General features: G+C 65.1%; 26 protein-coding genes. 13 read left to right on the top strand and 13 right to left on the bottom strand.

What is annotated here, in order from left to right; translation table 11 throughout:
* Nucleotides 1-73 precede the first annotated feature (73 nt).
* Both cysD and cysN read left to right on the top strand, forming a co-directional pair.
* Nucleotides 74-1,009 (top strand): sulfate adenylyltransferase subunit CysD, encoded by a 936-nt coding sequence (cysD, locus tag NGM99_RS15445; RefSeq protein ID WP_435371442.1) that lies wholly within the window; start codon nt 74-76, stop codon nt 1,007-1,009.
* Nucleotides 1,009-2,928 carry a sulfate adenylyltransferase subunit CysN gene (gene cysN / locus NGM99_RS15440; protein ID WP_252820476.1) on the top strand — a complete coding sequence of 640 codons (1,920 nt, stop codon included), beginning with the start codon at nt 1,009-1,011 and terminating at the stop codon, nt 2,926-2,928. Before cysD ends, cysN begins: the two co-directional genes overlap by 1 nt.
* Nucleotides 2,929-2,932: 4 nt before the next feature.
* Here the strand turns inward: cysN and NGM99_RS15435 are convergent, their stop codons facing one another.
* On the bottom strand, nt 2,933-3,271 hold the full coding sequence (locus NGM99_RS15435) for a hypothetical protein (protein WP_252820474.1): 339 nt from the start codon (nt 3,269-3,271) through the stop codon (nt 2,933-2,935).
* Nucleotides 3,272-3,429: 158 nt separating this feature from the next.
* Here NGM99_RS15435 and NGM99_RS15430 point away from each other — a divergent pair, with 158 nt between their 5' ends.
* Nucleotides 3,430-4,677: an MFS transporter gene (locus tag NGM99_RS15430; RefSeq protein WP_252820472.1), complete on the top strand. Its 1,248-nt coding sequence runs from the start codon at nt 3,430-3,432 to the stop codon at nt 4,675-4,677.
* On the opposite strand, the gene NGM99_RS15425 is transcribed toward NGM99_RS15430, so the two are convergent.
* The 6 genes from NGM99_RS15425 to hemC all read right to left on the bottom strand — a co-directional run bounded on the left by NGM99_RS15425 (nt 4,674) and on the right by hemC (nt 10,993).
* Nucleotides 4,674-5,405 carry a glutamine amidotransferase gene (locus tag NGM99_RS15425; protein WP_252820470.1) on the bottom strand — a complete coding sequence of 244 codons (732 nt, stop codon included), beginning with the start codon at nt 5,403-5,405 and terminating at the stop codon, nt 4,674-4,676. The two genes, NGM99_RS15430 and NGM99_RS15425, sit on opposite strands and share 4 nt — an antisense overlap.
* Before the next feature lie 231 nt (nt 5,406-5,636).
* Nucleotides 5,637-6,110, bottom strand: a complete 474-nt coding sequence (locus tag NGM99_RS15420; RefSeq protein ID WP_252820468.1) for a tellurite resistance TerB family protein — start codon at nt 6,108-6,110, stop codon at nt 5,637-5,639.
* A 12-nt stretch (nt 6,111-6,122) separates the two neighbouring features.
* The gene (locus tag NGM99_RS15415) at nt 6,123-7,616 is read right to left on the bottom strand and encodes a heme biosynthesis protein HemY (protein WP_252820466.1); all 1,494 of its coding nucleotides are present in this window, start codon (nt 7,614-7,616) and stop codon (nt 6,123-6,125) included.
* Nucleotides 7,616-9,286, bottom strand: a complete 1,671-nt coding sequence (locus NGM99_RS15410; protein ID WP_252820464.1) for a COG4223 family protein — start codon at nt 9,284-9,286, stop codon at nt 7,616-7,618. Before NGM99_RS15410 ends, NGM99_RS15415 begins: the two co-directional genes overlap by 1 nt.
* Before the next feature lie 79 nt (nt 9,287-9,365).
* The gene (locus tag NGM99_RS15405; protein WP_252820462.1) at nt 9,366-10,106 is read right to left on the bottom strand and encodes a uroporphyrinogen-III synthase; all 741 of its coding nucleotides are present in this window, start codon (nt 10,104-10,106) and stop codon (nt 9,366-9,368) included.
* Entirely contained in the window at nt 10,064-10,993 is a 930-nt protein-coding gene (gene hemC, locus NGM99_RS15400) for a hydroxymethylbilane synthase (protein WP_252820460.1), read from the bottom strand. Before hemC ends, NGM99_RS15405 begins: the two co-directional genes overlap by 43 nt.
* A 125-nt stretch (nt 10,994-11,118) precedes the next feature.
* Here hemC and tsaD point away from each other — a divergent pair, with 125 nt between their 5' ends.
* The 6 genes from tsaD to NGM99_RS15370 are packed head-to-tail and all read left to right on the top strand — an operon-like array spanning nt 11,119 to nt 14,986.
* On the top strand, nt 11,119-12,204 hold the full coding sequence (tsaD, locus tag NGM99_RS15395) for a tRNA (adenosine(37)-N6)-threonylcarbamoyltransferase complex transferase subunit TsaD (protein ID WP_252820816.1): 1,086 nt from the start codon (nt 11,119-11,121) through the stop codon (nt 12,202-12,204).
* A 13-nt stretch (nt 12,205-12,217) separates the two neighbouring features.
* Entirely contained in the window at nt 12,218-13,192 is a 975-nt protein-coding gene (locus NGM99_RS15390; protein ID WP_252820458.1) for an NAD(P)H-dependent glycerol-3-phosphate dehydrogenase, read from the top strand.
* Between the two features lie 39 nt (nt 13,193-13,231).
* Nucleotides 13,232-13,528: a YciI family protein gene (locus tag NGM99_RS15385; RefSeq protein ID WP_252820456.1), complete on the top strand. Its 297-nt coding sequence runs from the start codon at nt 13,232-13,234 to the stop codon at nt 13,526-13,528.
* Entirely contained in the window at nt 13,528-13,944 is a 417-nt protein-coding gene (locus tag NGM99_RS15380; protein ID WP_252820454.1) for an EVE domain-containing protein, read from the top strand. Before NGM99_RS15385 ends, NGM99_RS15380 begins: the two co-directional genes overlap by 1 nt.
* Entirely contained in the window at nt 13,911-14,615 is a 705-nt protein-coding gene (locus NGM99_RS15375; protein ID WP_252820453.1) for a class I SAM-dependent methyltransferase, read from the top strand. The genes NGM99_RS15380 and NGM99_RS15375 overlap by 34 nt, the downstream gene beginning before the upstream one ends.
* Entirely contained in the window at nt 14,612-14,986 is a 375-nt protein-coding gene (locus tag NGM99_RS15370) for a DUF1761 domain-containing protein (protein WP_252820451.1), read from the top strand. Before NGM99_RS15375 ends, NGM99_RS15370 begins: the two co-directional genes overlap by 4 nt.
* Here NGM99_RS15370 and gcvA read toward each other — a convergent pair.
* The gene (gene gcvA / locus NGM99_RS15365; RefSeq protein ID WP_252820449.1) at nt 14,983-15,897 is read right to left on the bottom strand and encodes a transcriptional regulator GcvA; all 915 of its coding nucleotides are present in this window, start codon (nt 15,895-15,897) and stop codon (nt 14,983-14,985) included. The genes NGM99_RS15370 and gcvA overlap by 4 nt on opposite strands.
* Before the next feature lie 101 nt (nt 15,898-15,998).
* Here gcvA and NGM99_RS15360 point away from each other — a divergent pair, with 101 nt between their 5' ends.
* Nucleotides 15,999-16,241: a YjiS-like domain-containing protein gene (locus NGM99_RS15360; RefSeq protein ID WP_252820447.1), complete on the top strand. Its 243-nt coding sequence runs from the start codon at nt 15,999-16,001 to the stop codon at nt 16,239-16,241.
* 56 nt (nt 16,242-16,297) lie between these two features.
* Here the strand turns inward: NGM99_RS15360 and NGM99_RS15355 are convergent, their stop codons facing one another.
* The gene (locus NGM99_RS15355; protein WP_252820814.1) at nt 16,298-16,777 is read right to left on the bottom strand and encodes a L,D-transpeptidase family protein; all 480 of its coding nucleotides are present in this window, start codon (nt 16,775-16,777) and stop codon (nt 16,298-16,300) included.
* Nucleotides 16,778-16,958: 181 nt separating this feature from the next.
* Between NGM99_RS15355 and NGM99_RS15350 the strand changes: the two genes are divergently transcribed.
* Nucleotides 16,959-17,642, top strand: coding sequence for a response regulator transcription factor (locus NGM99_RS15350; protein WP_252820445.1), 684 nt, complete (start codon nt 16,959-16,961; stop codon nt 17,640-17,642).
* 117 nt (nt 17,643-17,759) lie between these two features.
* On the top strand, nt 17,760-18,212 hold the full coding sequence (locus tag NGM99_RS15345) for a cyclic nucleotide-binding domain-containing protein (RefSeq protein ID WP_252820443.1): 453 nt from the start codon (nt 17,760-17,762) through the stop codon (nt 18,210-18,212).
* 68 nt (nt 18,213-18,280) lie between these two features.
* Here the strand turns inward: NGM99_RS15345 and NGM99_RS15340 are convergent, their stop codons facing one another.
* From NGM99_RS15340 to NGM99_RS15330, 3 genes are all read right to left on the bottom strand, one after another.
* Nucleotides 18,281-19,087 carry an exodeoxyribonuclease III gene (locus NGM99_RS15340; protein WP_252820441.1) on the bottom strand — a complete coding sequence of 269 codons (807 nt, stop codon included), beginning with the start codon at nt 19,085-19,087 and terminating at the stop codon, nt 18,281-18,283.
* 63 nt (nt 19,088-19,150) lie between these two features.
* Nucleotides 19,151-19,822 carry an outer membrane lipoprotein carrier protein LolA gene (locus NGM99_RS15335; protein ID WP_435371439.1) on the bottom strand — a complete coding sequence of 224 codons (672 nt, stop codon included), beginning with the start codon at nt 19,820-19,822 and terminating at the stop codon, nt 19,151-19,153.
* Nucleotides 19,823-19,939: 117 nt separating this feature from the next.
* Nucleotides 19,940-23,110 carry a DNA translocase FtsK gene (locus NGM99_RS15330; protein WP_252820437.1) on the bottom strand — a complete coding sequence of 1,057 codons (3,171 nt, stop codon included), beginning with the start codon at nt 23,108-23,110 and terminating at the stop codon, nt 19,940-19,942.
* A 292-nt stretch (nt 23,111-23,402) separates the two neighbouring features.
* Here NGM99_RS15330 and NGM99_RS15325 point away from each other — a divergent pair, with 292 nt between their 5' ends.
* Nucleotides 23,403-23,720, top strand: coding sequence for a hypothetical protein (locus NGM99_RS15325; RefSeq protein ID WP_252820435.1), 318 nt, complete (start codon nt 23,403-23,405; stop codon nt 23,718-23,720).
* Nucleotides 23,721-23,841: 121 nt separating this feature from the next.
* Here NGM99_RS15325 and ybaL read toward each other — a convergent pair whose 3' ends face one another.
* Nucleotides 23,842-25,815, bottom strand: a complete 1,974-nt coding sequence (gene ybaL / locus NGM99_RS15320) for a YbaL family putative K(+) efflux transporter (RefSeq protein WP_252820433.1) — start codon at nt 25,813-25,815, stop codon at nt 23,842-23,844.
* Nucleotides 25,816-25,892 lie beyond the last annotated feature (77 nt).

The following is a 25,892-nucleotide window of genomic DNA, read 5'->3' as shown; positions in this document are numbered from 1 at the left end:
CGACGCTTTCGGGCGGCAAGGGCCCGAGGACCGGAGCGGTTCCGGCCAAGTCTGGACAGTGAGTACCATGTTGATGAAGACCGGGGAGCGGCAGAGCGCAGTCTCCCCCGACCGCCTTTCCCACCTCAAACGGCTGGAGGCGGAATCCGTCCATATCATCCGCGAGGTGGCGGCCGAGTTCCGCAATCCGGTGATGCTCTATTCCATCGGCAAGGATTCGTCGGTGATGCTTCATCTGGCGATGAAGGCCTTCTATCCTTCGCGCCCACCCTTCCCGCTGCTTCATGTCGATACGACCTGGAAGTTCCGCGAGATGATCCGCTTCCGCGACGAGGCGGCGGAACGCGCCGGCATGCGGCTCATCGCGCACACCAACCATGCCGGTGTCGAAGCCGGCATCACGCCCTTCACCCATGGCTCCTCGACCTACACCAACATCATGAAGACCGAGGCGCTCAAGCAGGCGCTGAACGAGGGTCGCTTCGACGCGGCCTTCGGCGGCGCGCGACGCGACGAGGAAAAGAGCCGCGCCAAGGAGCGCATCTTCTCCTTCCGCACCGAGAACCACGGCTGGGACCCCAAGAACCAGCGCCCTGAATTGTGGAACCTCTACAATGCCCGCATCCGCCCGGGTGAGTCGATCCGCGTCTTTCCGCTCTCCAACTGGACCGAACTCGATATCTGGCAGTATATCCTGAAGGAAGACATCCCGATCGTTCCGCTTTACTTCGCAGCACCCCGTCCGGTGGTGGAACGCGACGGGCAGCTGATCATGGTGGACGACGACCGCCTGCCGCTGCGCCCCGGCGAAACGCCGCAAACGCGTGTCGTTCGCTTCCGTACGCTCGGCTGCTATCCGCTGACGGCAGCCGTCGAGTCGGATGCCTCGAACCTGTCCGAGATCGTCGCCGAAACGCTTGTCGCGCGCACATCCGAACGTTCGGGCCGCCTCATCGACCATGACGAGCAGGGCTCGATGGAGAAGAAGAAGCGCGAGGGCTATTTCTGATGAACAAGCCCCTCGCCCCGAACGATTTCGAGGCCTATCTCGACCGCCACGAGAACAAGGACCTCCTGCGCTTCCTCACCTGCGGCAGCGTCGATGACGGCAAGTCCACGCTCATCGGCCGCCTGCTCTTCGACACCAAGCTGCTTTTCGCCGACCAGCTCGCAAGCCTCGAACGCGATTCCAAGAAGCACGGCACGGTGGGCGAGGAGATGGATCTCGCGCTTCTCGTGGACGGCTTGGAGGCCGAGCGCGAGCAGGGCATCACCATCGACGTCGCCTACCGCTTCTTCGCCACCGAAAAGCGCAAATTCATCGTGGCCGACACACCGGGCCATGAACAGTACACGCGCAACATGGCGACCGGTGCCTCCAACGCCGACCTCGCCGTGATCCTGATCGACGCGCGCAAGGGCGTACTGACCCAGACACGTCGCCACTCATTCATTGTCTCGCTGCTTGGCATCCGGCAGGTGGTCCTCGCGGTCAACAAGATCGACCTCGTGAATTACAGCCAGGACGTATTCGATCGCATCGTGGCGGACTACAGGGCCTTTGCCGCCGAGCTCGGCTTCGAGCGCATCACGCCCATTCCGCTTTCGGCGCGCTATGGCGACAATGTCTTTGCGCGCAGCGAGAACCTGCCCTGGTTTGAAGGCCCGACGCTGATCGAGGAACTCGAAACGGTCGACGTCTCGCGCGACCTCAACGACAAGCCGTTTCGCATGCCGGTTCAGTGGGTGAACCGTCCTAACCTCGACTTCCGCGGCTTCTCCGGCACGATTTCGAGCGGCACGGTGCAAGTGGGCGATAAGCTCGCAGTCGCCGCCTCCGGCCGCGTTTCGGCGGTCAAGAGCATCGTCGCGATGGGCGAGGACGATAAAGCCCGCGCCATCGCCGGCGAGGCCGTCACGCTGACGCTCGAAGACGAGGTGGACATCTCGCGCGGCGACGTGCTTTCCGCCGCCGATAACCGCCCCGCCGTGTCCGACCAGTTCTCCGCGCATCTGATCTGGATGCACGAGGAGCCGCTGGCGCTAGGGCGCACCTATCTCCTCAAGCTCGGCACCCGCACGGTGCGCGCGAGCATTGCCGAGATCAGGCACACGGTCGATGTCAACGATCTGAGCGAGAAGCCCGCTGACACGCTGAAGCTCAACGAGGTGGCACTGGTCCATGTGACCGCGCAGGAACCGCTGGCTTTCGATCCTTACGCCGAGAACCGCACCGGCGGCGGCTTCATCCTGATCGACCGGCTGTCGAACCTGACGATTGCAGCGGGTACGATCGAAGAGAACCTGCACCGCGCCAGCAATGTACACTGGCAGGCGCTCGATATCTCGAAAGGCGCGCGCGCCAACCTCAAGGGACAGAAGCCTGCCGTGCTGTGGTTCACCGGACTGTCGGGCGCGGGCAAGTCCACCATCGCAAACCTCGTCGAGAAGCGCCTCCACTCGCTGGGCCGTCACACCTATCTGCTCGATGGCGACAATGTCCGCCACGGTCTGAACAAGGATCTCGGCTTCTCGGATGCCGATCGTGCCGAGAATATCCGCCGCGTGGCCGAAACCGCCAAGCTGATGGTGGATGCAGGCCTGATCGTGCTTGCTTCCTTCATCTCGCCCTTCCGCGCCGAACGCGAACTCGCCCGCAGCCTGCTGCAGCCCGGCGAATTCGTGGAAATCCATGTCGCGACGTCTCTGGAAGTCGCCGAGGAGCGCGACCCGAAGGGCCTCTACAAAAAGGCGCGCGAGGGCCAGATCGCGAACTTCACCGGCATCAGCAGCCCTTATGAAGCGCCGGAAAACCCGGAAGTGGTGCTCGACACGGCGAGCGTCTCGGCGGAAAACAATGCCGAGACGCTGGTCTCGTGGCTTCGTGCGGGCGGCTATCTCGTCAGCAGCGAAGACTGGGTGATCTGACCCCTTACTGAGCCTGCGGCTGTGCCGGTTGCGCAGGCACGGCGCTCGGCGGCACGACGGGCATCTCGCCGGTATCGGGTATCGGCTGTGTGACGCCGGAATCGCCCGTCGGCGGCGGTTGCAGCACGCTGCCGCAATTGTTGAGCGTCTGGGTGAGATTGGTGGACGGCGTTTGCGTCGTGCCGTTGTCGACAGGATTGTCGCTGTTGGACGCCTGACAGTCCTCGGTAGTCGAGCCTGGCCCAGCCGGTGGATCGGAAGGGGCCTGCGCAAAGGCGCTCGATCCGAAAACCAGGCTCGCACCGAGTGCGAGAGCGGGAAGCGTGAATGTCCGGGTCATCATGGTTGGGCAAGCCTCTTTGGCGTCGCTTGTTCCGCGCCTATCCCTAGAACGTGATGGATGGCCGAAGTTTCCGAAGTTTTGGACGCGCATTCGGCGGTGACATGCGTTAAGGCGGCCTTCGAGTCGTTCCTTCGCATCCTTCCTGAGCGCATCGCCTCATGACAACAGCATCCGAGACCACCGCTGAAGGCGAACGCTTTGCGGCCTTCAGGCACGGCCCGTTCCTGCGCTACTGGCTCGCCCGCTTCTTCGGCACCTTCGCGACCCAGATCGTGTCCGTCTCCGTCGGCTGGCAGATCTACGACCTGACGCGCAACCCGCTCGATCTCGGCTATGTCGGCCTCGTCCAGTTTGCCCCTGCCCTCCTGCTGGTGCTCGTCACCGGTGCGGTGTCGGACCGCTTCGGCCGGCGCAAGGTGATGGGCCTTTCGACGCTTCTCGAAGCCGCATGTGCCGCAGCCTTGCTGGCCTTGACAGTCCACGGGCTTGTCAGCCCCTTGCCGATCTTCGCGACGCTGCTCGTCTTCGGCATCGCCCGCGCCTTTTTCGGGCCCGCCGCCGCTTCGCTCGTCGCCAATCTCGTCCCGGCCGAGGATTTCGCCAATGCCGTCGCCTGGAACTCGTCTGCCTGGCAGACCGCCACCATCGTCGGCCCCGTGGCGGGCGGCCTGCTCTACGGCCTCAATGCCGAGATCGCCTATGGTACGGCGACCGTCTTGATGCTCGCCGCGGCCGTGCTCGTCTTTTCGATCCCCAAGCCCGCGCAGGCGAAGGAACAGGCCGAGCCGACCTCGCTCCAAACGCTGTTCGCCGGTTTCCGCTATATCTGGAGCGAGAAGATCGTGCTGGGCGCGATCTCGCTCGACCTCTTCGCCGTGCTTCTTTCGGGCGCGGTGGCGCTGTTGCCGGTCTATGCGCGCGATATCCTGCATCTCGGACCGTGGGGTCTGGGCCTTCTCCGCTCCGCCCCCGGCATTGGCGCCATCGTGGTCGCCGTCTGGCTTGCCGGCCATCCGATCCGTGACCATGCCGGCTATATCCTGCTCTTCTTCGTGGCTCTGTTCGGCGCGGTGACAGTGGTGTTCGGCCTGTCCACCATCACTTGGCTCTCCATCGTGGCGCTTGCGCTTTTGGGCGCGACCGACATGGTCAGCGTCTATGTGCGCGAGACCCTGATCCAGCTCTGGACGCCGGACCGGGTGCGCGGGCGCGTGAATGCGGTGAACATGGTCTTCGTGGGCGCCTCCAACGAACTCGGCGAGTTCCGCGCGGGCCTCATGGCGCACGCCTTCGGCACGGTCTCGGCCGTCGTCTTCGGCGGCGTCGGCGCCATCGCGGTCGCCGGCATCTGGGCCGTGCTGTTCCCAGCCCTGCGCAAAGTCAGGCGATTGGACGGGCGGGTCTAACCCACAGCGGCCCGACCGAAGATCAGTTCGAGAAACTCGCCCAGCCAGCGGCGCAGATGCGCGTCCCAGATCAGCCGCCCGCCGAGATGGTCACGCCCCGGCTGCGCCCCCGGCAGCACGAAGCGCTGGGCGCCATGCACCACCCACCGCTGCATCATCACGCGCGTCAGCTCGGCATGAAACTGGATGCCCCAGGCGTTCTCGCGGTAGCGAAAGGCCTGGTTGGGATAGGTGTCAGACGTCGCCAGCAATGTCGCATCCTTGGGCAGCGTGAAGCCCTCGCGGTGGAACTGGTAGACCATCTCCGGCCAGTGCAGCAGCTCCCGCCCCTCAGGCGTCGCACGGACCGGATACCACCCGATCTCGACCAACCCCTCATGATGTCCCTCGACCGTGCCGCCCAGATGGCTCGCCAGCATCTGCGCGCCGAGACAGATGCCGAGGAACGGCCGGTTCTCGATCAGTGGCACGGACAGCCAGTCGGTTTCGCGGCGGATGAACTCGTCCGCATCATTCGCACTCATCGGCCCGCCGAACACGACGGCCCCGCTATGGTCGGCAAGGGTTTCAGGCAGACGATCGCCGAGAGCGGGACGGCGGATATCGAGCGGAAAGCCCAGATCCGCGAGCACATGCCCCACCCGCCCCGCGCTCGAGCTTTCCTGGTGAAGGACGACGAGGACGGGCGGGATGGAGCGAGGCGGCTTGCTACTGGTGCGGGAGGTCATGTCATTCAGGTGACCAAGGTTATATCTTGAAAGGCACTCGATAAGGAAACCTCACCCCCGCCCTTCATCCGTTCCCAAAAGGCCGAGGGAGGACACCAGCGTCGATGCTCGACCGTCAAGCTTGGTGCCTGGCTTCGCAGATATTGCACAGCGATGAAGTCCTCCCCTCCTCCTTGTGGGGACGGATGAAGGGTGGGGTGAAGTCTCAGTCAAACTCCACAACCAAAGCCTTCAGTCCCCGCCGCGCATCTCTGCGCGACGCTGCGCCGCTTTCTGCTTCAGCAGCATCCGCTCGCGTCCATCCACGGCGAGCAGGTCGGCCACGCGCCAGAGCGTATGGTCCTCCATCTCGTGCAGCTCACCGTCGGCATAGGCCACTTCCCAGAGCAGTCCCACGAACTCCACCCGCTGCATGTCGCTCCAGTGGCGCATCAACACGCTGGTGAAAGCGTGCATGTCCACCGCGTCGGCTTCCGCCTCCTCGCCCGCCATCAGCAGGTCATTGAGTTGGTCGGCGTCGAGCCCATATGAATCGCCCAGTACCGTGCGGATGCGCTGCCGCTCGCTCTCGTCGCGCACGCCATCCGCATCCATCAGATGGAACAGGAGTGCCGCCGCTGCAACGCGCGGGTCGTCACCACGTGGACTCTTCAGGTTCGTTTCGACCGCAAGCGATTCGAAAAAAGAGCGGAGACGGTGCAGCATTGGGGTCATGGCTCAGAAGAGGCGAAAACGCTTGTCGTCTTCGGTGTGATCGACACCGGGATCGTCGGGCAGCGGCCGGTCCGTGCGCGGGGGCGGCAAGGCTTCGACAGCCTCGGCATCGACCATCTCGGCGTCAACGGTTTCGTCTTCCACCGGCTCACTTCCGTCCGTCAGCGCAGGCCGCGGCGGCAAGTCTTCCATGTCGATCACCTGCGCTACGCGCTCCACCGGCGCACGCCACTCGAATGCGTCGATACGCCCGGAAACCGGCGATGACGGCGCCCAGGTGTCGGACACGTAATTGTCGGCCACCCAGGCCGGGTCGCGCGGCGCGCGCAGGGCGCGGGCGAGATACTGGCGCATGCGTCCCTCGTCGCCGGTCGAGGCTTCCTCGATATCCGCGAGAAGCAGGTAGATGCCTTCGCGCGGCTGCATGCGAAGGGCTGCTTCCGCCGCCTCTCGCGCCTCGTCGAACTCATGCGCCGCGAGCGCCGCACGCGCCACAGTGATCGAGGATTCGGGATTGTTGGTCCGAAGGGCCGCGAGCTTGCGCGCGCGCGCCAGCCTGTCATGCGTGGAATCGCCCTGGCGCGCCTGCACATAGAGCTCGGCGACTTCCGGATGCGGCTCGAGCCTCCAAACGGCCTCCAGAACCTTCGCGCCCTTCTTCGTGTCGTTGAGCCTGAATAGTGCGCGAGCCGCCGCAAGCGAGGCCGGCACGAAAGCGGGGCGGATGCGCACCGCCTCGAGCGCCGCGTTTCGCGCGCCGCTCGGGTCGGTGTCGAGCAGCGACATCGACTTCGCCGTCAGAAGTGCGGCGCGTTCGTTGGTGACGCGAATACGCTCGTCCTCGTTCGCCGGCTTGCGCGCATCGATCAGTTTGAGTGCACCGTCCCAATTGCCGGTTTCGGTCTTTTCCTCGATCGTCGCTTCGGAGGCCCAATGCAGCTGCGGCGCGATTTCGGCGGCGCGCCCGGCATAGTGACGTGCAGCCGCCCGGTCACCCAAACGTGCCGCTTCGAGATAAAGGCCGCGAAGGCCGAGCAGCCGCGTTTCGCCGCCCTCCAGCATCGCCTCGAACTTGGCGCGCGCGCCGGCATGGTCGCCTTCGAGCAGCGAGGCCTGCGCGTCGAGAAGCTGGATCAGCGGCTCTTGGTCGGCGCGAAGCAGTTTCACCGCCTGCCCGTTCATCTTGCGCGCGAGGCTGGCGTCGCCCGCACCCGCCGCGATCATGCCGGTGGACAGGGCCTGATAGCCGCGATCCCGCTTGCGCGCCCGGAAGTAGCGCGACACCGCATGCGGCGAGCGCCAGATGCCTTTAAGCAACCACCACGCGACCATCACGGCGGCCACCACCGCAACGACCGCCACGGCCGCCACCAGCACGCTCACCTGATAGCGATAGCCGTTGAAGGTGACGATCATCTCGCCGGGGCGGTCGGCCACCCAGGCGAGACCGAGGCAGATCAGGAAAACAAGAAGGAGATAAAACAGAACGCGCAGCATCAGGACGCCTTCATCGCATTGGCGATCGTGGCATCGATCAGCTGCTCGATCTCGACGCGCGCCCGCATCTTGTCGGCGAATGCCTTGCCGGCCGCCTTCGCGGGCTCGGGCAGCGTATCATATTCGGCCAAGGCCGCCTGCAGGTTGCCGTTCTCGACGGCTACCTCCATGCGTGCCACCGTGGGCCCCGTGCCGGTGCCCTGCACATTGCCAACTGGCCGCACCGATACCAAGCCGCGCATGCTGCTCGACAGCCGGTCGAGCACACCGGCATCGGCGGGGGCTTCCTGCTGCTCGGAAGCAATCATGGCATTCGCCGCCTCGTCCCACTCGGCTTTCAGCGCCTCGCGCGTCGGCACACCGCCTTTGGCGAAGGGGTCGAGCGCCTCGGTGCCCTGAAGGTTGGGCGAAACCGCGCGCAAGGTTTGAAGCTCGGCCTCGAAAGGCGCCCCGCGATCGGCAGCCGATTTCAGCCCGGAGGCGGCAATCGCCAGCGCCACTTTGGGCTGCTGGCCGAGCGCTTCGAGCCTGCCCTGGATTTCGCTGACGCTTTGCTCGACCGTGGCGACACGATTGCCGGCCGCATTGGCCGCTTCGGTTGCCTGATTGGCGAGTGCCTGATTGGCCGCCACGCGCTGCGCGAGTTCGTTGACGCTCTCCGTCGAGGCCCCCTGTTGCGCCTGCTGCGCCGCGTCGTTCACCCGCGTCTCGAGCGCGCCTAAGCGTTCTTCGATCGCCTCTGGCACCGCATTGCCGCTCTCGCGCAGTTGCGCCAGTTCGCCACGAAGCGACTGGATTTCACCCGCCACTGCGCCGTTCTGACCCTGCGCATTGCGTAAAACAGCCACCTCGGAGCGCAATTGGGTGAGCGCGGCGTCGCCCTGCGCGCGGGGGCCTGACAGGAGACCGGCGAACTGTAAAGCGGCGCCAAGGGCAAGCGCTGCTACGCCACCAAGCAGGCCGGCGAGGAAAAGCCCTCCTTTGCCGCGCTCCGGCGCTGGCGGCGGCGGCGTGTAGGAACTCGTGCTGCGACCGCCGAAGGTGCCGCCCGTGCTCGTGCTGCTCGAAGTGCGGGAAGAACCGGCACTGCTGGAATGGGCGCTGCTCGTCGCCGTCTTCGTATCGCGTGACACAGCGTCCGAGGTGTCCGTATCCGTTTCGGAAGCTCCAATATTCGTCGTGTCCGCGCGATGGCCCAGATTTGAAATCATCGCGTCAGCCGGCACAGGCTCTCTGGCTGTCAGCGGCTCACCATCATCGAACGGCTCGAAAGACGATTTCTCCGCACCAGCCGAACCCGCCTCTTCACCCAATGCAGGCTGCGGCGCCCCCGATGTCTCTGTCGCGAACGTGCCGGTTCTCGGCTCATTCAGCCCGGTCGCCTCGCCTGCGGTCGAGACGGTCGTTGAGAGCGGCGCATCCGGCAACGGATCATCACCCTTCGGTTCACTCAACGACGGAGCTTCGGGAAAGGACTGGCTCGCCGAAGCCGAACCGGCAAAAGGTTCGCTCGTCGGTGCGGAGTCGAGAGGGCTCGAAGCTTCAGGCGTTTCAGACTGTGCCCCGCTCAGTGTGCCGGCCTCTTCCGCCGTCAGATCGATAGTCGGCGGAGCCTTGGCGCTTCCGCTCGCTCCTGTTCCGCGCGATCCTGCTCTGGGCGTCTTGGCCATTCGCCGGCTCCCTCTCGGTTTTATTCAGGGTCGCAGAGGCCCTACCATGTTTCGTGTCGGTTGAAACAGCCGCGCGGAATCAACCACGTGGGCTCGCCCGCGCCGCCAACAACGCAAGAAGCGCCTCTTCGTTCGGCTGCGTGGGCGCAAAAGCGTGCAGGCCCGCCGATTGAGCGATCCGAGGGGAAAGTGCGAAGCATCTGGCATCGCCGAGAAGGTCGGGCACGCTCTCTTTCAGGCGCAGGAAAGCCTCTGCCGAGAACGCGGAATAAAGCAGCGCTGCATCGACCGGCCAAGCGCCCAGGATGAGCCGAGCCTCTTCCGGCGAAGGCATGCACTTGCGCGTGTCATATGTTTCGACCGCCGAAACCGTCACGTTGCGCGCGCCCAAATCACGTTCGAACTCGGGCCGCCGCACCCGCCCGCAAAGATAGAGAACCGTTCGAATATGGGCCGGCAGCACATCACCGAGCCGCACCGCATCCCCCGGCCCCTCGCGCACATCGCTGAAGCCCGCCTGCCGCGCGACCTCTGCCGTTCGCGGCCCGACCGCGAAAAGCGGCATGCTGAGCAGCGGTTCGAGGAGCGCGAGCGGCGCGAAATGCAGCGCATTGGCACTCGTCACCGCCACGGCATCCGCTGTGATAGCCGGCAGCACAGCCCCTTCGATCGGCACCGTTTCGGATAGGGGCAGCACGACCGGCTCATAACCGGCTTCGGTCAAAGCCTGCGCGGTGCGCGTGGCATCGGGTTCGGGACGCGTCACGAGGACGCGGATCACGCCCAGCTTTCGAAAAAGGCCGGGCTTGCCTTGGCGCATACGGCCTCACCTGCTTGCCTGCCGATCCGCACAGCATCCGCGGCCAGGCCCTCCTCGCGGATTTCATGCGCTTCCGTGCCGTCCGGCGTCAGGATGATGCCGTGAAACTGTAGCCGCTCACCCTTGATCAGCGCATGGGCCGCGATGGGCGTGCGGCAGGAGCCGTCGAGCACGCCCAAGAAAGCACGTTCGGCGGCCAGCGCTTCACCGGTTTCCTTGTGGTGGACGGCCGCCATCAACTCATGGACCCGCTTGTCGCCGATCCTCGTCTCGATGCCGATGGCGCCCTGACCGGGTGCGGGCGGAAATGCCCCAACATCCATCACTTCCGTCGCGACGTGCTCCAGCTGCAACCGCTTGAGGCCCGCATAGGCCAGAAGCGTGCCGTCGGCTTGCCCCTGTTCCAGCTTGCGCAGCCGCGTCTGCACATTGCCGCGAAAGCTTTCAACGCGCAGGTCGGGCCGCAAGCGGCGGATCAGCGCGCCGCGCCGCAACGAGGCCGAACCCACCACGCTGCCGGGCTTGAGTTCCTTCAGCCGTGCCACGTCGCGTCCTATGAACGCATCACGCGGGTCTTCGCGCGGCAGGAAATAGGGCATTGCCAGCCCTTGTGGCAGAAGAACGGGCATGTCCTTCGACGAATGCGCGGCGACATCGATGCGCCCCTCCAGAAGCGCTTCCTCGATCTCCTTGGTGAAGAGCCCCTTGCCGCCGATCTCCGAGAGCGGTCGATCCTGGATGCGGTCGCCGCTGGTGGTGATGGGCATGATCGAGAAGGCGTCGGCAGGCAGGCCATGGGCCGCCATCAGCCGATCGCGCAATTCGGTGGCTTGCGCGATGGCGAGCGGGCTGCCGCGCGTGCCGATGGTGAGGATGGGTGTTCGCATCCGTTCTTTTCGTGCTAACGCCCCGGCCAGTGAATATGGCGGGCGTCTTTTGGTGGATGGCGCATCCCTTAAAGCCCCCGCCCCCCTGAATGCAAGGAAACGAGCAAAACCCCATGCGAGGCACTTTGACCGTGCTGGGCATCGAAACGAGCTGCGACGAGACCGCCGCAAGCGTCGTCGCGCGCGATGAAGACGGCCGGGCGCGCATTCTGTCCGACATCGTGCTCAGCCAGACCACCGAACACGCGGCCTTTGGCGGCGTGGTGCCCGAGATCGCCGCCCGCGCCCATGTGGAAGCCCTGGACGGCGTGGTGGAGGCCGCATTGAACGATGCCGGCCTGTCGCTCGATCAGGTGGATGCCGTCGCAGTCTCCGCCGGCCCCGGGCTCGCCGGCGGCCTTCTGGTCGGCCTGATGACGGCGAAGGCGCTGGCGGCGGTCGCCGCGGTGCCGCTTCTACCGCTCAACCACCTCGAAGGCCACGCGCTCACCGCGCGGCTGACCGACAATGTCGCCTTCCCCTTCCTTCTCCTGCTCGTTTCGGGCGGCCACACGCAGATCCTGGCCGTCCACGCTCTCGGCCGCTATGAGCGCTATGCCTCGACCATCGACGATGCGGCGGGCGAAGCCTTCGACAAGGTAGCGAAGCTCTTAGGGCTTCCCTATCCCGGCGGTCCTTCGGTGGAAAAGGCTGCGACGAGCGGCGACCCCGCGCGCTTCCCCTTTCCCCGCCCGCTGAAAGGCGAAAAGCGGCCCGACTTCTCCTTCTCGGGCCTCAAGACCGCCGTGCGGCAAGCCGCCGAGAAGGCGCAGCCCTTGAGCGAGCAGGACATCGCCGATCTCGGCGCCTCGTTCCAGGCAGCCGTCGCCGACGCCCTCGCCGACCGCGTGTCGCGCGCGCTCGAACGCTTCAGAAACGCCTATCCCGATCTCGGCGAGCCGGTGCTGGTGGTGGCCGGCGGCGTGGCCGCGAACGAGACCTTGCGCGGCACGCTGACGGATCTCTGTGCCACGCACCACTTCCGCTTTCTCGCGCCACCCTTGCGCCTGTGCGGCGACAATGCCGCGATGATCGCGTGGGCGGGGGCCGAACGACTCGCCGCCGGCATGCTGGTAGAGGATGCCGCAAGCTTCGCACCGCGCACCCGCTGGCCCTTGGACAGCGCGGCGACACCGCTGATCGGCGCTGGCCGGCGCGGCGCCAAGGCATGAAGGATCCTTTCGCATGACGCTCGCCGTGATCGGTGCCGGCGCCTGGGGCACCGCACTCGCGCTCGCCGCTGCCCGCGCGGAACAAAGCGTCCGCCTCTGGGCGCGCGATGGGACGCAGGTGCAAGCCATGCGCGAAACGGGCGAGAACGCGAAAGCATTGCCGGGCGTCCCACTCGGCTCCGCCATTCTGCCGACCGCCGACCTGTCCGAAGCCCTGAGCGACGCGGAAGCCGTTCTCGTCGTCGTGCCGGCCCAGACCTTGCGTCAGGTCCTGCCGCAGCTCGCGCCTCACCTCGCGCCTCTCATCCCCCTCGTGCTTTGCGCCAAGGGCATCGAGCGCGACACCGGCCTCCTTCCCTCCGACATCGCCCGGGAGACCACCGCCAACCCGCTCCTTTCGTTATCAGGCCCAAGCTTCGCCGCCGATGTCGGCCGCGGCCTGCCCACGGCCGTGGTGGTCGGCGCGCAGGACGAGGCGCTCGCCGGCGAGATCGCCAGGTTCATGTCGAGCGGCTCGTTCCGCTGCTATTCGAACGGCGACCTGCGCGGCGTGGAAGCCGGCGGCGCCTTGAAGAACGTGTTTGCACTCGCGGCAGGCGCGGCGGCAGGCGCAGGGCTGGGTGCGAGCGCGCAGGCAGCGCTCGTCACGCGCGGCTTCGTGGAACTGCGCCGCCTTGCCACTCGCCTGGGCGCCAACCCCGAGACCATCATGGGCCTGTCGGGCCTGGGCGATCTCCTTCTCACCTGCTCGTCGGCGCAGTCCCGCAACTTCGCCTATGGGTTGGCGCTGGGACGGGGCGAGAGCCGCGAAGGGCTGAAGCTCGCCGAAGGCGTGCCCACCGCGGGCATCGCGGCACACCTCGCCGTGCAACACGGCATCGAGGCGCCCATCATCAACGCGGTCACCGAAATCCTCGCTGGCCGGCTGACGATCGGGGATGCCGTGGAAGCCTTGATGACGCGTCCCTTGAAGAGCGAAGACATCTGACGCAAGAGAGCGGCAGCTATCCCTAAGGACCCCGCTCCCATGCTCGTCGCCTTCATCGCCCAGGACCGCCCCAACCATCTCGAAACCCGCATGGCGGCCCGCCCCGACCATGTGGCGTTCCTCGACAAGCTGAACGCCGAAGGCACCCTTGCCTTCGCCGGACCCTTCCTCGGCAATGACGGCAAGCCCACCGGCAGCCTTGTCGTGATCAAGGCCGACAGCGTGGAAGCCGCCCAAGCCGTGATGGCGCAAGATCCTTATGCCAAGGCCGGCCTCTTCGAGACGGTCGAAGCGAGCGCGTGGAACTGGGTCTTCAACAAGGCGGATGCCTTCTGATGGCCTATTGGCTCTTCAAGTCCGAGCCCTTCAAGTTCTCCTGGGACATGCTGAAAGCACTCGGCGAAAAAGGCCAGGAGTGGGATGGCGTGCGCAACTACGGCGCGCGCAACAACATGCGCGCCATGCAGTTGGGCGATCAGGGCTTCTTCTACCATTCCAATGAAGGACTGGCCGTGGTCGGCATCGCGGAAGTCTGCGCGCTCGCCCACCCCGACTCCACCGCCGGCGACGACCTTCGCTGGGAATGCGTCGATCTTCGTGCGCTGAAGGACATGCCGCAGCCCGTCACGCTTCAGGCCGTCAAGACGAACCCTGCCCTCGCCCAGATGGCCCTTGTCACCCAGTCGCGCCTGTCCGTGCAGCCGGTGACGGATGTTGAATGGACCGAAGTCTGCCGCATGGGCGGGCTTTGAGCCTGACGCCGCAAAGCGCGGCGGAGTTCATCCGCGCGAACACGACGGTCGCGGCGCCGCCGCACGTGCCCGAGATCGAGCTTCACCTCGCTGCGGAAGCCCACGACCTCTGGCTGAAGACCGAGGGGGAACTCGCTGAAATCGGCCTGTTTCCCCCCTTCTGGGCCTTCGCCTGGGCCGGCGGGCAAGCCCTCGCACGCTACCTGCTCGATCACCCCGAAACGGTGCGCAACAAACGCGTGGTGGATTTCGCGACGGGCTCCGGCCTCGTTGCGATTGCCGCGCATATGGCGGGCGCGAGCGATGTGCGCGGCGCCGATATCGACCTGTTCAGCGAAACCGCCTTTCGCCTCAACACGGCTCTGAACGGCGCAAACCTGCTTTTCACCACGCAAAACCTGATCGGTGACATGCTCGACACGGACGTGCTGCTCGCCGGCGATGTCTTCTTCGACCGTGAACTGGCGCAAAGCCTGCTCCCATGGTTCGGCCACCTCGCGGCAAACGGCATCGCGGTCCTCGTCGGCGATCCCGGCCGCTCCTATCTGCCGCGCGAACATCTGTCGCTTCTCGCCACCTATGAGGTGCCCGTCTCCCGCGCGCTGGAAGATGCGGAAATCAAGCGCACCAGCGTCTGGCGTTTCGCGCCTCTTTCGGAGAACACACCATGAGCTTCGGCGGCCTCAACCCTTTCGCGATCGTCATCTCGGCCCTCCTGGCCACCCTGTGGAGCCTCGGCTGGCATAGGCTGTTGGACAAGGCCACATCTCTCCGCCTCGGCCTCGTCGCCACCACGGTCGTCTCATGCTTCGCCATGGCCTGGGTGCTCGCCGGTTCCGTGGGCCATCTGGGCGTCGGTCAGATCACCCTGCGAAACGCCATCATCACCGCACTCTTCCTTTGGGCCGGTTTCATCCTGCCGACGCTCGCCGTCACCCTTCAGCGCAACGCCCAGCCCTGGTCGCGCTTCTTTCGCGATGCCGCCCACTGGCTCGGTGCGGCACTGGTCATCGGCGCGGTGATCGGCGGCGTGGGTATCTAGAACTTTCCGAAGCCCTTCAGGACCCAATCCCGCAACGCCTCGATCCGCACGTCACCCGCCGAGCTTTCGGGATAAACAAAGAAATAGCCGAACTCTTCCGGCAGCTTGATGCCGAGTTCGAAGGGCCGCACGAGGCGGCCCGCAGCGAGGTCGTCGGCCACCATCGCGAGATCGGCCAGCGCCACCACCTGTCCTGCGATCGCCGCCTGCACGGCATGCGCCGTGTCCTCGAAAACGAGCGAGCGGCTGTTGTCGAAGCCCGAAACGCCGGCCGCCGCCATCCAGCTTCTCCAGTTGGGCCATGTGATGCCCTGCCCGCTCCATTCGATATGGACCAGCATATGGTTGAGAAGGTCGCGCGGCTCGCGCAGGGGTTTCGGCCCCTTCAGCAAGGCCGGGCTGCAGACCGGCACGATGATGTTGTCGAAGAGCCGCAACGAGACCAGCCCCGGATAGTGGCCCTTGCCGAAGCGAACGGCTGCATCCACCTCGTCGCGTGAGAAATCGCGCAGGGCATGCGAGATGTCGAAGCGCAGGTCGATCTCGGGATGCTCCGCACGAAACTCGTCGACACGCGGCAGCATCCATTTGGTGGCGAAGTTGGCATCGAGCGACAGCGTCAGCTGCGAAGCCGTGCGCTGGAGCTTGCGCAGGCGCAGGGCGGCATGGTCGAGCAATGCGAGCGATTCGGCCGCCGCATCGCGGAATAGCACGCCCGCTTCCGTCAGCCGGATCGTCCGGCTGGTGCGCGCAAAGAGCACCGCGCCCAGCTGTTCTTCCATTTCCTTGATCTGATGGCTGACCGCCGCCGGCGTCAGCCCGACCTCATCCGCCGCCCGCGTGAAGTTGAGGTGGCGTGCGGCCGCATCGAACACCCGCAAGGCCCGCGTACCGGGAACAAAGCTCGCCATCGATCTTCAAATTTCCTTTGCCGATCTCCTGAAATCTATTCGTTTCTCATTCGCCCGTCACGCTCCTATCTTCGGCTTCAAGAAAAGGAAATATCCAAGGAATGGAGGCTGTTATGGCCGTCATGGAATGGAACACCACGCAACCCGGCATCGTCTCGCGCGTCAAGGATCTTCTGATTTCCCTGAACAATCGCCTTCACCGTGACCGGAAGCTCTACAAGCATCTCATGGAACTGTCCGACGAGCGGCTGCGCGATATCGGACTCGAGCGCAACGACATCGCGTCACTGGTGGATCACGAGCAATCCGCCCTGCGCGGCCGGGGCTTCAACCCTCAGCTCTAGGCGCTTCCAGACAAAGCGGCTTCACGTCGTCATCGTAAAACTGGAAAGAGAAACGGCTAGCGCAGCACCTGAACCACCGAGCCCTGCCGCAACAGCGGCAGGATCCGCCGCATGGTTGCCCGCGAAACCGCCACGCAACCTTCGGTCGGCGTGAAACCCGGCCGGGCGAGGTGCAGGAAGATGGCACTGCCCCGCCCGCGCTTGGCCGGACGGAGGTTCCAGTCGAGCACCAGCACCGTGTCGTAGAGCCGGTCGTCGCGCGCCATCTTTTCGTGGCTCGCAGGGTAAGGCAGGCGCACCGGCTGGTTGTAGTTGCGGTCGCCCGAAGCGTCGCACCAGCCCAAGTCTCGCTCGATCCCCTCCAGCGGCACCCCTGCCCGCCAGGGCATCAGGTCGAGCGAGTGCCGTGGCCTGAAATAGGCCTTCACCACGCGCATCCGCGCCAGCGGCGTCGCCCCGTCGCCTTCCCGCTTGTTCGACGATATTCCCCCTTTGCCGAGCGCACAGGGGAATGTCTGCGCGCCGATCCGCAGGATTCCCTGTTGTGGATTTCCCGGCCTCGCACGAACGGAAAGGAACCAAGAGGCACTTTCGGCCTTTGTTGCGTTGTCCGAGACCCTATATTGTTGAAATGAACGCAAGAAACGTCCCTCATAGCCTGCGCGCACCTTTTAGCCGGGCCCGGCCGTCTTGCCACGCCCCGCTGACAGGAAACCGATGACTTCACGCACCATTCTTGTGGTCGATGACGACGACGATCTCCGCGGCCTGCTGGTCGAGCAGCTCGCGCTCTATGAGGAATTCGCGGTCAAGGAAGAAAACAATGCCGCCAAGGGCATTGCCGCCGCGCGCAGCAACACGGTCGATCTCCTGATCATGGATGTCGGCCTGCCCGACATGGACGGCCGCGAGGCGGTCAAGGTTCTCCGCAAAGGCGGCTACAAGGCGCCGATCATCATGCTGACGGGCCACGACACGGATTCGGATACGATCCTCGGCCTCGAAGCCGGCGCCAACGACTATGTGACGAAGCCCTTCCGCTTCGCCGTGCTTCTCGCCCGCATCCGTGCCCAGTTGCGCCAGCACGAGCAGAGCGAGGACGCGACCTTCACCGTCGGTCCCTACACCTTCAAGCCCAGCCAGAAGCTTTTGATCGACGGCAAGGGCGGCAAGGTGCGCCTGACCGAGAAGGAAGCGGCGATCATCAAATATCTCTACCGTGCCGACCAGAAGGTCGTCACTCGCGACGTGCTCCTGGAAGAGGTGTGGGGCTACAATTCGGGCGTCACCACCCACACGCTCGAAACCCACGTCTATCGCCTGCGTCAGAAGATCGAGCGCGATCCGTCCAATGCCGAAATTCTGGTGACCGAAAGCGGCGGCTATAAGCTTATCCCATAAGAGGAAAGTTGCGCTGACGCAGCGTCTTTCAATTTGCCGGCGAGAAGAACCGCCAAGTTAATTCAACTTTGGGTGTTCTTGAGGTAATCGGAGAACGATTGAACCCTCGAGGACACGATGGCACTGGATGACGACATCCGCATCCTGTCAGGCGTGGCCCTTTTCGAGGGCTTTGCGCCCGACCAGCTGCGCCTCTTGGCCTTCGGTGCCGAACGTCTGGATTTCCGGCGCGGCGAGATCGTGTTTCGCGAGGGCGACAAGGCGGAAGCCGCTTTCATCCTCGCAGAAGGGACGATCGAACTTTTCCGCGAAAGGCAGGGCAAGCAGGTGCCCGTCGGCACCTTGGAACCCGGCGCCTTGATCGGCGAATATGCACTGATCACCACCACGCAACGCCCGGCCAGTGCGGTGGCGGCAGGCGCCGTGTCCCTGCTGAAAGTCGATCGCCGCTCCTTCCGGCGCATTCTGGAAGAATATCCGGATCTGGCCGTGCGCCTTTACCGGCGCATCGCGACGGATTTTCAGACGATGGTGGACGAGATCGACCGGCTCACACCGCGGTTCAGCTAGGGCTGTCTGGCTCTTCGACGGGTGGAGGTAACTTCGCCGCTTCACCGAGGCAAAGCCAGCCCCTGCCCTCAATCCAGATCAAACGTCGCCAGCACCGGGACGTGATCGGACGGTCGCTCCCATCCGCGCAAATCCTTGAGCATCCTGATCCCCGTCAAGTGGCTCTCCATTCCCGGCGAGCCCCAGACGTGATCCAGCCGCCGCCCCCGGTTCGAAGCCAGCCAGTCCGCCGCACGATAGCTCCACCACGTGTAGAGCTTCTCGTCGTCCGGCACGCCATGGCGCATCAGGTCGACCCATTGGCCTGCCTTGCGCATGGATTCGAGCCCTTCGGTTTCGACAGGCGTATGGCTGACCACGCCCAACATCTGCTTGTGCGACCAGACATCGTTGGGATGCGGCGCGACGTTGAGATCGCCCACCAGGATCGAACCGGAATCCGCGCTGTGCTCGGCCGGCACCTCGCGCATTTCCTCGATGAAATCGAGCTTGTGCCGGAATTTCGGGTTCACGTCCGGGTTCGGCTCGTCGCCGCCGGCGGGCACGTAGAAATTATGGACGAGCAGCGATTTCGCGCCAGCCTGCACGCGCACCGACATGTGGCGGCAATCGTCCTTGGAGCAGAAGCGCCGCCGCTCGACCACTTCGAAGGGCCGGCGCGAAACCACCGCCACGCCATGATAGCCTTTCTGCCCGCTGACGCCGACCACCTCGTAGCCGGCCGCGTGGAAGTTGTTGTGCGGAAAGAGGTCGTCCGGGCATTTGGTTTCCTGCAAACACAGCACGTCTGGCGCGTATTCGCTCAGGAAGCGCTCGACTAAGCCGATGCGCAGGCGGACGGAGTTGATGTTCCAAGTGGCGATGGTGAAGGGCATGGGAGCGGCTTTAGCCTACCCTGCCCTTGCCTGAAAAGAGGCCTTGAAAGCGCGTTCCGCCGCTCAGCGGAACTGGCTCTTCTTCTGGTTCACGACACGGTTGCGCGTGTAGTCGATGGCGAACAGGCTCTGATCGACCTTGGCGCCCTCCTGCACGTTGAAGATCATCACCGTCGTGTCCTTCCCTTGCGCGTCCGTGATCGTCCACTGGCGCAGGTCAAAGGTCTTCGGGTCGAACATCATGGTGATGCGCGAATTGCCGAACACCGACTTGTCGGCGAGCTGGATCGTGGTCAGGTCGTTGTCTTCCTTGACCGATTTCAGCTTGCCGTCGGAAAGGTCGATGCGGTCGTCGAGCAGGAGCTTCAGCGGGGTCTTGGACAGCGGATAAAGGTCGGACGTGTTCAGCTTGCGATTGTCGATGACGACATTGTTGCCGTCCGCGATCACGCGATAGGCCGAGGGCGACTCGTAGTTGAACCGGATCTTGCCCGGCCGCTGGATAAAGAACTTGCCGCCCGTCTGCTCGCCCTTGGGCCCGAACTGCACGAACTCGCCCGACATGGAACGGATCGAGGCGAAATGGTCGGCGATCTTCTGCGCGGTCGCCGCACCTTGCTGCGCGAAGACCGGCGTGGCGAAGCTCAGAGAGAGAGCGGCCGCAGCGGCCACCGCGAGACGGCGGAAAGGGGTCGAAAGGGTCATGGTGCTCATCTCCGTGTGGTGCCGTCCCATCCGGGCGGAAGTGGGGCACGGGAGGGGGTGAAGCAAGGGGGAAGCGGACAAGGTCTTGCGAGGGTTGAGTTCAGCTTCGAGGGCGCTCAGCCTTCGCGGAAACCTTGACCCCATCCCTCACATCTTGTCCTCTTCCGTCGGCACCAGGATCTCACGCTTGCCCGCATGGTTCGCGGGGCCCACGATCCCTTCCTGCTCCATGCGCTCGATGATCGAGGCCGCACGGTTGTAGCCGATCCCGAGTCGCCGCTGGATATACGAGGTCGACGCCTTGCCATCGCGCAGGACGACCGCGACGGCCTGATCGTACGGATCATCCGAATCGTCGAACGTCTCACCACCCGACGCTCCGCCGCCGCCATTCCCGCCCTTGGCCGGACGCTCATCCTCGCCGTCTTCCTCCTCGTCCTCGGTGATGGCGTCGAGATATTCCGGCACGCCCTGAAGCTTGAGGTGGCTGACCACGCGCTCGACTTCCTGGTCCGACACGAACGGCCCGTGCACGCGCTGCGTGCGGCCGCCGCCGGCCATGAACAGCATGTCGCCCTGGCCGAGCAGCTGTTCCGCGCCCTGTTCGCCCAGGATCGTGCGGCTGTCGATCTTCGACGTCACCTGGAAGGAGATACGGGTCGGGAAGTTCGCCTTGATCGTGCCGGTGATGACGTCGACCGAGGGACGCTGCGTCGCCATGATGACGTGGATGCCCGCCGCACGCGCCATCTGGCCGAGGCGCTGGACGGCCCCTTCGATGTCCTTGCCCGCCACCATCATCAGGTCGGCGACTTCGTCGATGATCACGACGATATAGGGCATCGGCTCGAGATCGAGCTCTTCCGTCTCGTAGATCGCCTCGCCCGTCTGCTTGTCGAAGCCCGTCTGCACGGTGCGCGACAACATCTCGCCCTTTTCGGCCGCCTGCGCCACACGCGCATTGAAGCCGTCCACGTTGCGCACCGAAAGCTTCGCCATCTTGCGATAACGGTCTTCCATCTCGCGCACGGTCCATTTCAGCGCGACCACGGCCTTCTTCGGGTCGGTCACGACAGGCGTCAGCAGATGCGGGATGCCGTCATAAACGGAGAGTTCCACCATCTTCGGATCGATCATGATCAGGCGGCACTGCTCGGGCGACATGCGGTAGAGCAGCGACAGGATCATGGTGTTGATCGCCACCGACTTGCCCGAACCGGTGGTGCCGGCGACGAGCACGTGGGGCATCTTGGCGATGTCGGTGATCACCGGCTCGCCATTGATGGTCTTGCCGAGCGCGAGCGCGAGCTTGGCCTGGCTGTCGGCGAAATCCTGGCTCGCCAGCATCTCGCGGAGATAGACCGTTTCGCGCCGCGTGTTCGGCAGTTCGATGCCGATCGCATTGCGCCCCGGCACCACCGCGACGCGCGCGGCGATGGCCGACATCGAACGCGCGATGTCGTCGGCCAGACCGATCACGCGGGAAGACTTGATGCCAGGCGCGGGCTCCAGTTCATAAAGCGTCACGACCGGACCCGGACGAACCTGGATGATCTCGCCCTTCACGCCGAAATCTTCCAGCACGCCTTCGAGCAGCCGCGCATTCTCCTGCAACGCCTCGGGCGAAAGGGAGGGGTCGCGCACCGCACCCTTGGGCTGGGCGAGGAAGGACAGATCCGGCATCTCGAAGCCGCCGGTTGCAAAGGAACGGACAAGCTCGCGCGATGGGGCGGGCATCCGGTGCATGGCAGCGGTCGCGACGGCAGCCGGTGCCGCGATGGCGGCCGTGGCCGTGGCCATCGCGGCCGGCGCCTGAACCACCGGCGGCAAAGGCGCGGGCCGCGACAGTGCCGGGATCTTCACGCGCGGAAGCCCCTGCTGCACGGCCTGCGGCTGGACGGCTGCGGGAATATCCACCAGCGGCTCGGCCTCCAGGGCAGCGGCGAAGTCGTCTTCCATGTCGAAGGGCGCATCCTCGTCTTCGAAGGCGGCTGCGAACTCGCTTGCATCCACCGGCAGGCTCGCGGGGCTGCGCGCACGCCGCCACTCTTCCTCACGCTGGGCGGCTTCACGCAAAGCCGACGGCGACGGCGTACGGTAGTTGCGCACCTGCGTATTGGGCCCGACCGGCGTGCGCGGGCGTGGCGCAACCGGCTCCGCATAGGCAGGTTCGCTGTAAGCGGTCGCATCATAGGCTGGTTCGGCATAGGCAGGATCAGCGTAAGCCTGCTCGAACCCATCCTGCTGCCTATAAGGATCGCCCGCCAATTCATGCGGCTCGAGCGACAGGTCGGTTTCCACGGGCGTCTCATCCCAGGCGGGCGCATCAAACCGGTCCTGCTGGCCCGCGAACGGGTCGGCAGCGGGCGAGGCCCATGGCGCTTCGTCCATTACCGGTTCGCTCACGCGGTGCGAACGGTTGTCGGCGACCATGGCTGCGAAGAATTCGGGCTCGACGCGCGCCCGGATCTGCGGGTCGCTGCGATGGCTCGCCATGCGAGGCTCGGCGCGGAACTCGGCGGCTTCTTCCATTTCCACCCGCTCGGCCGCACGGCGCCAGCCGCGCTCGGGGTTCAGGAGCGGATTGTTGGAAGATGCACGCTCCTTGCGCATGCCGGCCAGATGGCGGCGGCTCTGCGCACGCAGGAACAGCCAGTAATGCGACAGGATGCCGAAAAGCGACGCCCAGAAGCTGACGCGGTCCTCACCGTCCTCGTCGTCGCCCTCGATTTCCTCATAGACCGGCGGATCGCGCATGATCAGCCCGGCCCCGAACAGGAAAAGATAGACGGTCGGGGCCGCCAGAATGACGGCGACCGGAATGGCGCTGAAACCTTGCGGATATTCGCCGATGACGAGGCTCGGCAACCACAGCACGGCATCGCCGAAGACGCCCCCCAGGCCCATCGGCAGCGGCCAGGTCGGCGGCGGCGTGATGCAGCCGGCAATGCCGGCGGCGAGCAGCGAGCCGCCAAAGGCTGCAAGCCCGCGCCAGACGGGGCGGTAGATCGGCGTCGCACGCGCGAGCATCACGCCCCAGCTGAGGATCGGCAACAGCCCGGCAAGTGCTGCCAGCCCCCAGAACTGCGCAGCCACATCGGCGAATACGGCACCCGGATAGCCCAACGCATTGGTGATCGGCGTATCGGTCGCATTCGAGAACGAGGGATCGGCCACGTTCCAGGTGGCGAGCGCGGCGACCGCACCTGCCAGTCCCGCGATCACCCCCAATCCGGCCAGCCGCTTGAGCGAGCGGCGTGTCCACTCGCTCAAGCCCGACTGCGGCTCGTCGATCAGGATATGCGCGGATGAAGGCATGAAACAGGCTCCCGTGCGCCCGAGCGAACCCATGCCCGGACGGAATCGCGAGGAGACTAGAATCGCTTGGTAAAGGGGCCATTAACCATGGAGCGCGCGCAACCGTTTTTGGGCGCACACGGGGCAAGCCGAAAGAGTTTCAACCGCAACCACGCGACGGAGTGTTCACCGAACTCAACTTTTTTGTGATGGAAACATGAAAGGTCGCCAAACTTATCCGGCTGTCAACAGGGCGCTTCTGATCCCAAGCAGGCGTCCAACAGAGAATAGTTTGGAACGATTGGATATGATCATGAAAAAGATTCTTGCAGCAACCGCACTTGTACTCACCATGGCTTCGCCTGTTCTGGCCCAGAACGTTCAGGATCGTCTGTCCCCGAACATTTCGGACCAGCCTTCGCGTTGGATGAATAACTCGACGGGCGGCTTCAATGATCCGAGCGCCGAAACCAACGTCCCCGCCGCAAACTACGGTGTGGACTATGGCACGACCCGTTCGATCGAGCGGAACGACCGCGGCATCGGCTCGGCGAGCGCCCCCACCCCCGAGGCCAGCAGCTCGATCCTGGGCGAAGGCGTGAATGCGCCGCAGGAAGACCAGAACTTCTGATCTTTCAGCGATCGAATTGAAAAAGCCCGGCAGGAAGTCCTGCCGGGCCTTTTTCTTGCCTACCGCAATGCTCTCAGGTGGTTTTCGCTAAGCTGGCGGAATCGGTTTCCCACCCACATCACTACCCAGATGGCTTGTTCGAGCCCGCCCGATCCGGATCGTCCGATGCGGGAGCAGTGTCGGGCGAAGAATTTCCGGGTGCGGGATCACTCCCCATGGCCAACTGGCTGGCTTCGCCGCTGCCAGTGCCTTCTTGATCGAACGACCCGTGTCGCGACAGGCCAGCCCCTCCCTCGCCGACAAGTTCCTCCGCGTTTCCGCCATCGACGAGCGGTCCCGAAAAAGGGCCATCATCGGCTAGCCTCTCAACGATCCCACGCGCAATCTCGCGCTCGCCCAAGACGACGTCTGCCGCACCGAGATCGGAAAGATAGGCGACCTCGGCATCCGAATGAGCGCGCGCGACGATGTGCAGATCCGGGTTCGCCGCGCGGCCCTGCTCTACGATCTGCCCCGCTTCGAAGGCATTCGGGATCGCAACCACCAGCCGCCGGGCCGCCGGCAGGTTCGCCGCGCGCAGAATGACGGTGCTCGCCGCATTGCCGATGATCGTCTCGATGCCCTCCTTGCGCAGTTCCGCGATGCGCTTGTCGGCATCCTCGATCACGACGAGCGGCACGCCCCGTTCGCGCAGGGAGGCGGCGACCAGCGTGCCGACGCGGCCATAGCCGACGAGAACCGTGTGGCCCGTCTGCATGGTCTGTGCCGGCACGTCGTCGTCCACGGCAACCGGCGCGATCGCCTCGCCGCTTTCCGCAGCCGGTGCGGCCGTAGCCGGCACCGGAACGCGCCCGCGCCGCTCGAGCCGTGGCGCCAGCCAGTCGATCGACATGAAGACCAACGGATTCAAGAGGATCGACAGAATGGCGCCCGCCAGGATCAGGCTGCGCCCCTGCTCGGGCAACACGCCGAGCCCCACGCCGAGTTCGGCCAGAATGAACGAGAACTCGCCGATCTGCGCCAGACTGGCCGAGATCGTCAGCGCGGTCGCGGTCGGATAGCGGAACGCCTTCACGATCAGAAACGCCGCCAGCGACTTGCCGATGATGATGATGAAGACGGTGGCGAGAACCGGCCAGAAGTCGCGGATGAGGCTGGTCGGGTCGAAGAGCATGCCGACGGACACGAAGAACAGCACTGCGAAAGCGTCGCGGAACGGCAGCGACTCTTCCGCCGCGCGATGGCTGAGCTCGGATTCGGCCAGCACCATGCCGGCAAAGAATGCACCCAGCGCCAGCGACACGCCGAAGAGCTTGGCGGCTCCGAAGGCCACGCCCAGCGCAATCGCCAGCACGGACAAACGGAACAGTTCGCGCGAGCCGGTATGGGCGATGTAATGCAGCAGCCAGGGGATCACGCGCCGGCCGACGACCAGCATCAGCACGACGAATATCGCCACCTGCAGAAGCGTGATGCCGATGATCTCCCACAGGCCGAAACCATAGCCGTTCGCCTCGAACCAGTGCGCGACGACCCCGCTTGCGGTGGCATTCCCTTCCGCGCCGGTGCTGAGAAGACCTGCGATGGCCGGCAGCAGAACGAGAGCCAGGACCATGGCGAGGTCCTCGACGATCAGCCAGCCGACCGCGATCCGTCCCTTCTCGGTCTCGACCAGCCGCCGCTCGGCGAGCGCGCGCAGCAGCACCACGGTACTTGCGACCGAGAGAGCGAGACCGAAGACAAGCCCGCCCGCGAGCGGCCAGCCCATCAGCGACGCGAACCCCGCCCCGAGCGCGGTTGCCACGCCCATCTGCACCACCGCGCCCGGCAGCGCTATGGCGCGCACGGAAAGCAGGTCCTTCAGCGAAAAGTGCAGGCCGACGCCGAACATCAGCAGAATCACACCCATCTCGGCCAGCTCCGGCGCCAGTTCCTGGCTCGCCACGAAGCCCGGCGTATGGGGACCGACCGCGACACCCGCCAGGAGATAGCCCACCAAAGGCTGGATCCGAAGGCGCTGGGCGATGGCGCCGAACACGAAGGCCAAGCCCAGACCTGCAACGATGGTGGCGATCAAAGGGGTGTCATGCGGCATGGGCTGTCGCGGAACTCCAGGGCGGTCATGTGGCGGGGCGGCCCTGCTGCCAGAGCATTGGGACCGGTTCCAAGATG

Origin of the sequence: Mesorhizobium liriopis, from assembly GCF_024053505.1 — a bacterium.
Classification (GTDB): Bacteria; Pseudomonadota; Alphaproteobacteria; order Rhizobiales; family Rhizobiaceae; genus Mesorhizobium_B; species Mesorhizobium_B liriopis.
Note: the sequence above shows the minus strand (reverse complement) of the source record. Positions and strands in the feature narration are given on the sequence as shown.

Bases quoted from the DNA above. Each gene is read 5' to 3' on its own strand.
- cysD (WP_435371442.1), top strand. From the start codon at position 74: ATGAAGACCGGGGAGCGGCAGAGCGCAGTCTCCCCCGACCGCCTTTCC.
- cysN (WP_252820476.1), top strand. From the start codon at position 1,009: ATGAACAAGCCCCTCGCCCCGAACGATTTCGAGGCCTATCTCGACCGC.
- NGM99_RS15435 (WP_252820474.1), bottom strand. From the start codon at position 3,271: ATGATGACCCGGACATTCACGCTTCCCGCTCTCGCACTCGGTGCGAGC.
- NGM99_RS15430 (WP_252820472.1), top strand. From the start codon at position 3,430: ATGACAACAGCATCCGAGACCACCGCTGAAGGCGAACGCTTTGCGGCC.
- NGM99_RS15425 (WP_252820470.1), bottom strand. From the start codon at position 5,405: ATGACCTCCCGCACCAGTAGCAAGCCGCCTCGCTCCATCCCGCCCGTC.
- NGM99_RS15420 (WP_252820468.1), bottom strand. From the start codon at position 6,110: ATGCTGCACCGTCTCCGCTCTTTTTTCGAATCGCTTGCGGTCGAAACG.
- NGM99_RS15415 (WP_252820466.1), bottom strand. From the start codon at position 7,616: ATGCTGCGCGTTCTGTTTTATCTCCTTCTTGTTTTCCTGATCTGCCTC.
- NGM99_RS15410 (WP_252820464.1), bottom strand. From the start codon at position 9,286: ATGGCCAAGACGCCCAGAGCAGGATCGCGCGGAACAGGAGCGAGCGGA.
- NGM99_RS15405 (WP_252820462.1), bottom strand. From the start codon at position 10,106: ATGCGCCAAGGCAAGCCCGGCCTTTTTCGAAAGCTGGGCGTGATCCGC.
- hemC (WP_252820460.1), bottom strand. From the start codon at position 10,993: ATGCGAACACCCATCCTCACCATCGGCACGCGCGGCAGCCCGCTCGCC.
- NGM99_RS15390 (WP_252820458.1), top strand. From the start codon at position 12,218: ATGACGCTCGCCGTGATCGGTGCCGGCGCCTGGGGCACCGCACTCGCG.
- NGM99_RS15385 (WP_252820456.1), top strand. From the start codon at position 13,232: ATGCTCGTCGCCTTCATCGCCCAGGACCGCCCCAACCATCTCGAAACC.
- NGM99_RS15380 (WP_252820454.1), top strand. From the start codon at position 13,528: ATGGCCTATTGGCTCTTCAAGTCCGAGCCCTTCAAGTTCTCCTGGGAC.
- NGM99_RS15375 (WP_252820453.1), top strand. From the start codon at position 13,911: ATGGACCGAAGTCTGCCGCATGGGCGGGCTTTGAGCCTGACGCCGCAA.
- NGM99_RS15370 (WP_252820451.1), top strand. From the start codon at position 14,612: ATGAGCTTCGGCGGCCTCAACCCTTTCGCGATCGTCATCTCGGCCCTC.
- gcvA (WP_252820449.1), bottom strand. From the start codon at position 15,897: ATGGCGAGCTTTGTTCCCGGTACGCGGGCCTTGCGGGTGTTCGATGCG.
- NGM99_RS15360 (WP_252820447.1), top strand. From the start codon at position 15,999: ATGGAGGCTGTTATGGCCGTCATGGAATGGAACACCACGCAACCCGGC.
- NGM99_RS15350 (WP_252820445.1), top strand. From the start codon at position 16,959: ATGACTTCACGCACCATTCTTGTGGTCGATGACGACGACGATCTCCGC.
- NGM99_RS15345 (WP_252820443.1), top strand. From the start codon at position 17,760: ATGGCACTGGATGACGACATCCGCATCCTGTCAGGCGTGGCCCTTTTC.
- NGM99_RS15340 (WP_252820441.1), bottom strand. From the start codon at position 19,087: ATGCCCTTCACCATCGCCACTTGGAACATCAACTCCGTCCGCCTGCGC.
- NGM99_RS15335 (WP_435371439.1), bottom strand. From the start codon at position 19,822: ATGGGACGGCACCACACGGAGATGAGCACCATGACCCTTTCGACCCCT.
- NGM99_RS15330 (WP_252820437.1), bottom strand. From the start codon at position 23,110: ATGCCTTCATCCGCGCATATCCTGATCGACGAGCCGCAGTCGGGCTTG.
- NGM99_RS15325 (WP_252820435.1), top strand. From the start codon at position 23,403: ATGAAAAAGATTCTTGCAGCAACCGCACTTGTACTCACCATGGCTTCG.
- ybaL (WP_252820433.1), bottom strand. From the start codon at position 25,815: ATGCCGCATGACACCCCTTTGATCGCCACCATCGTTGCAGGTCTGGGC.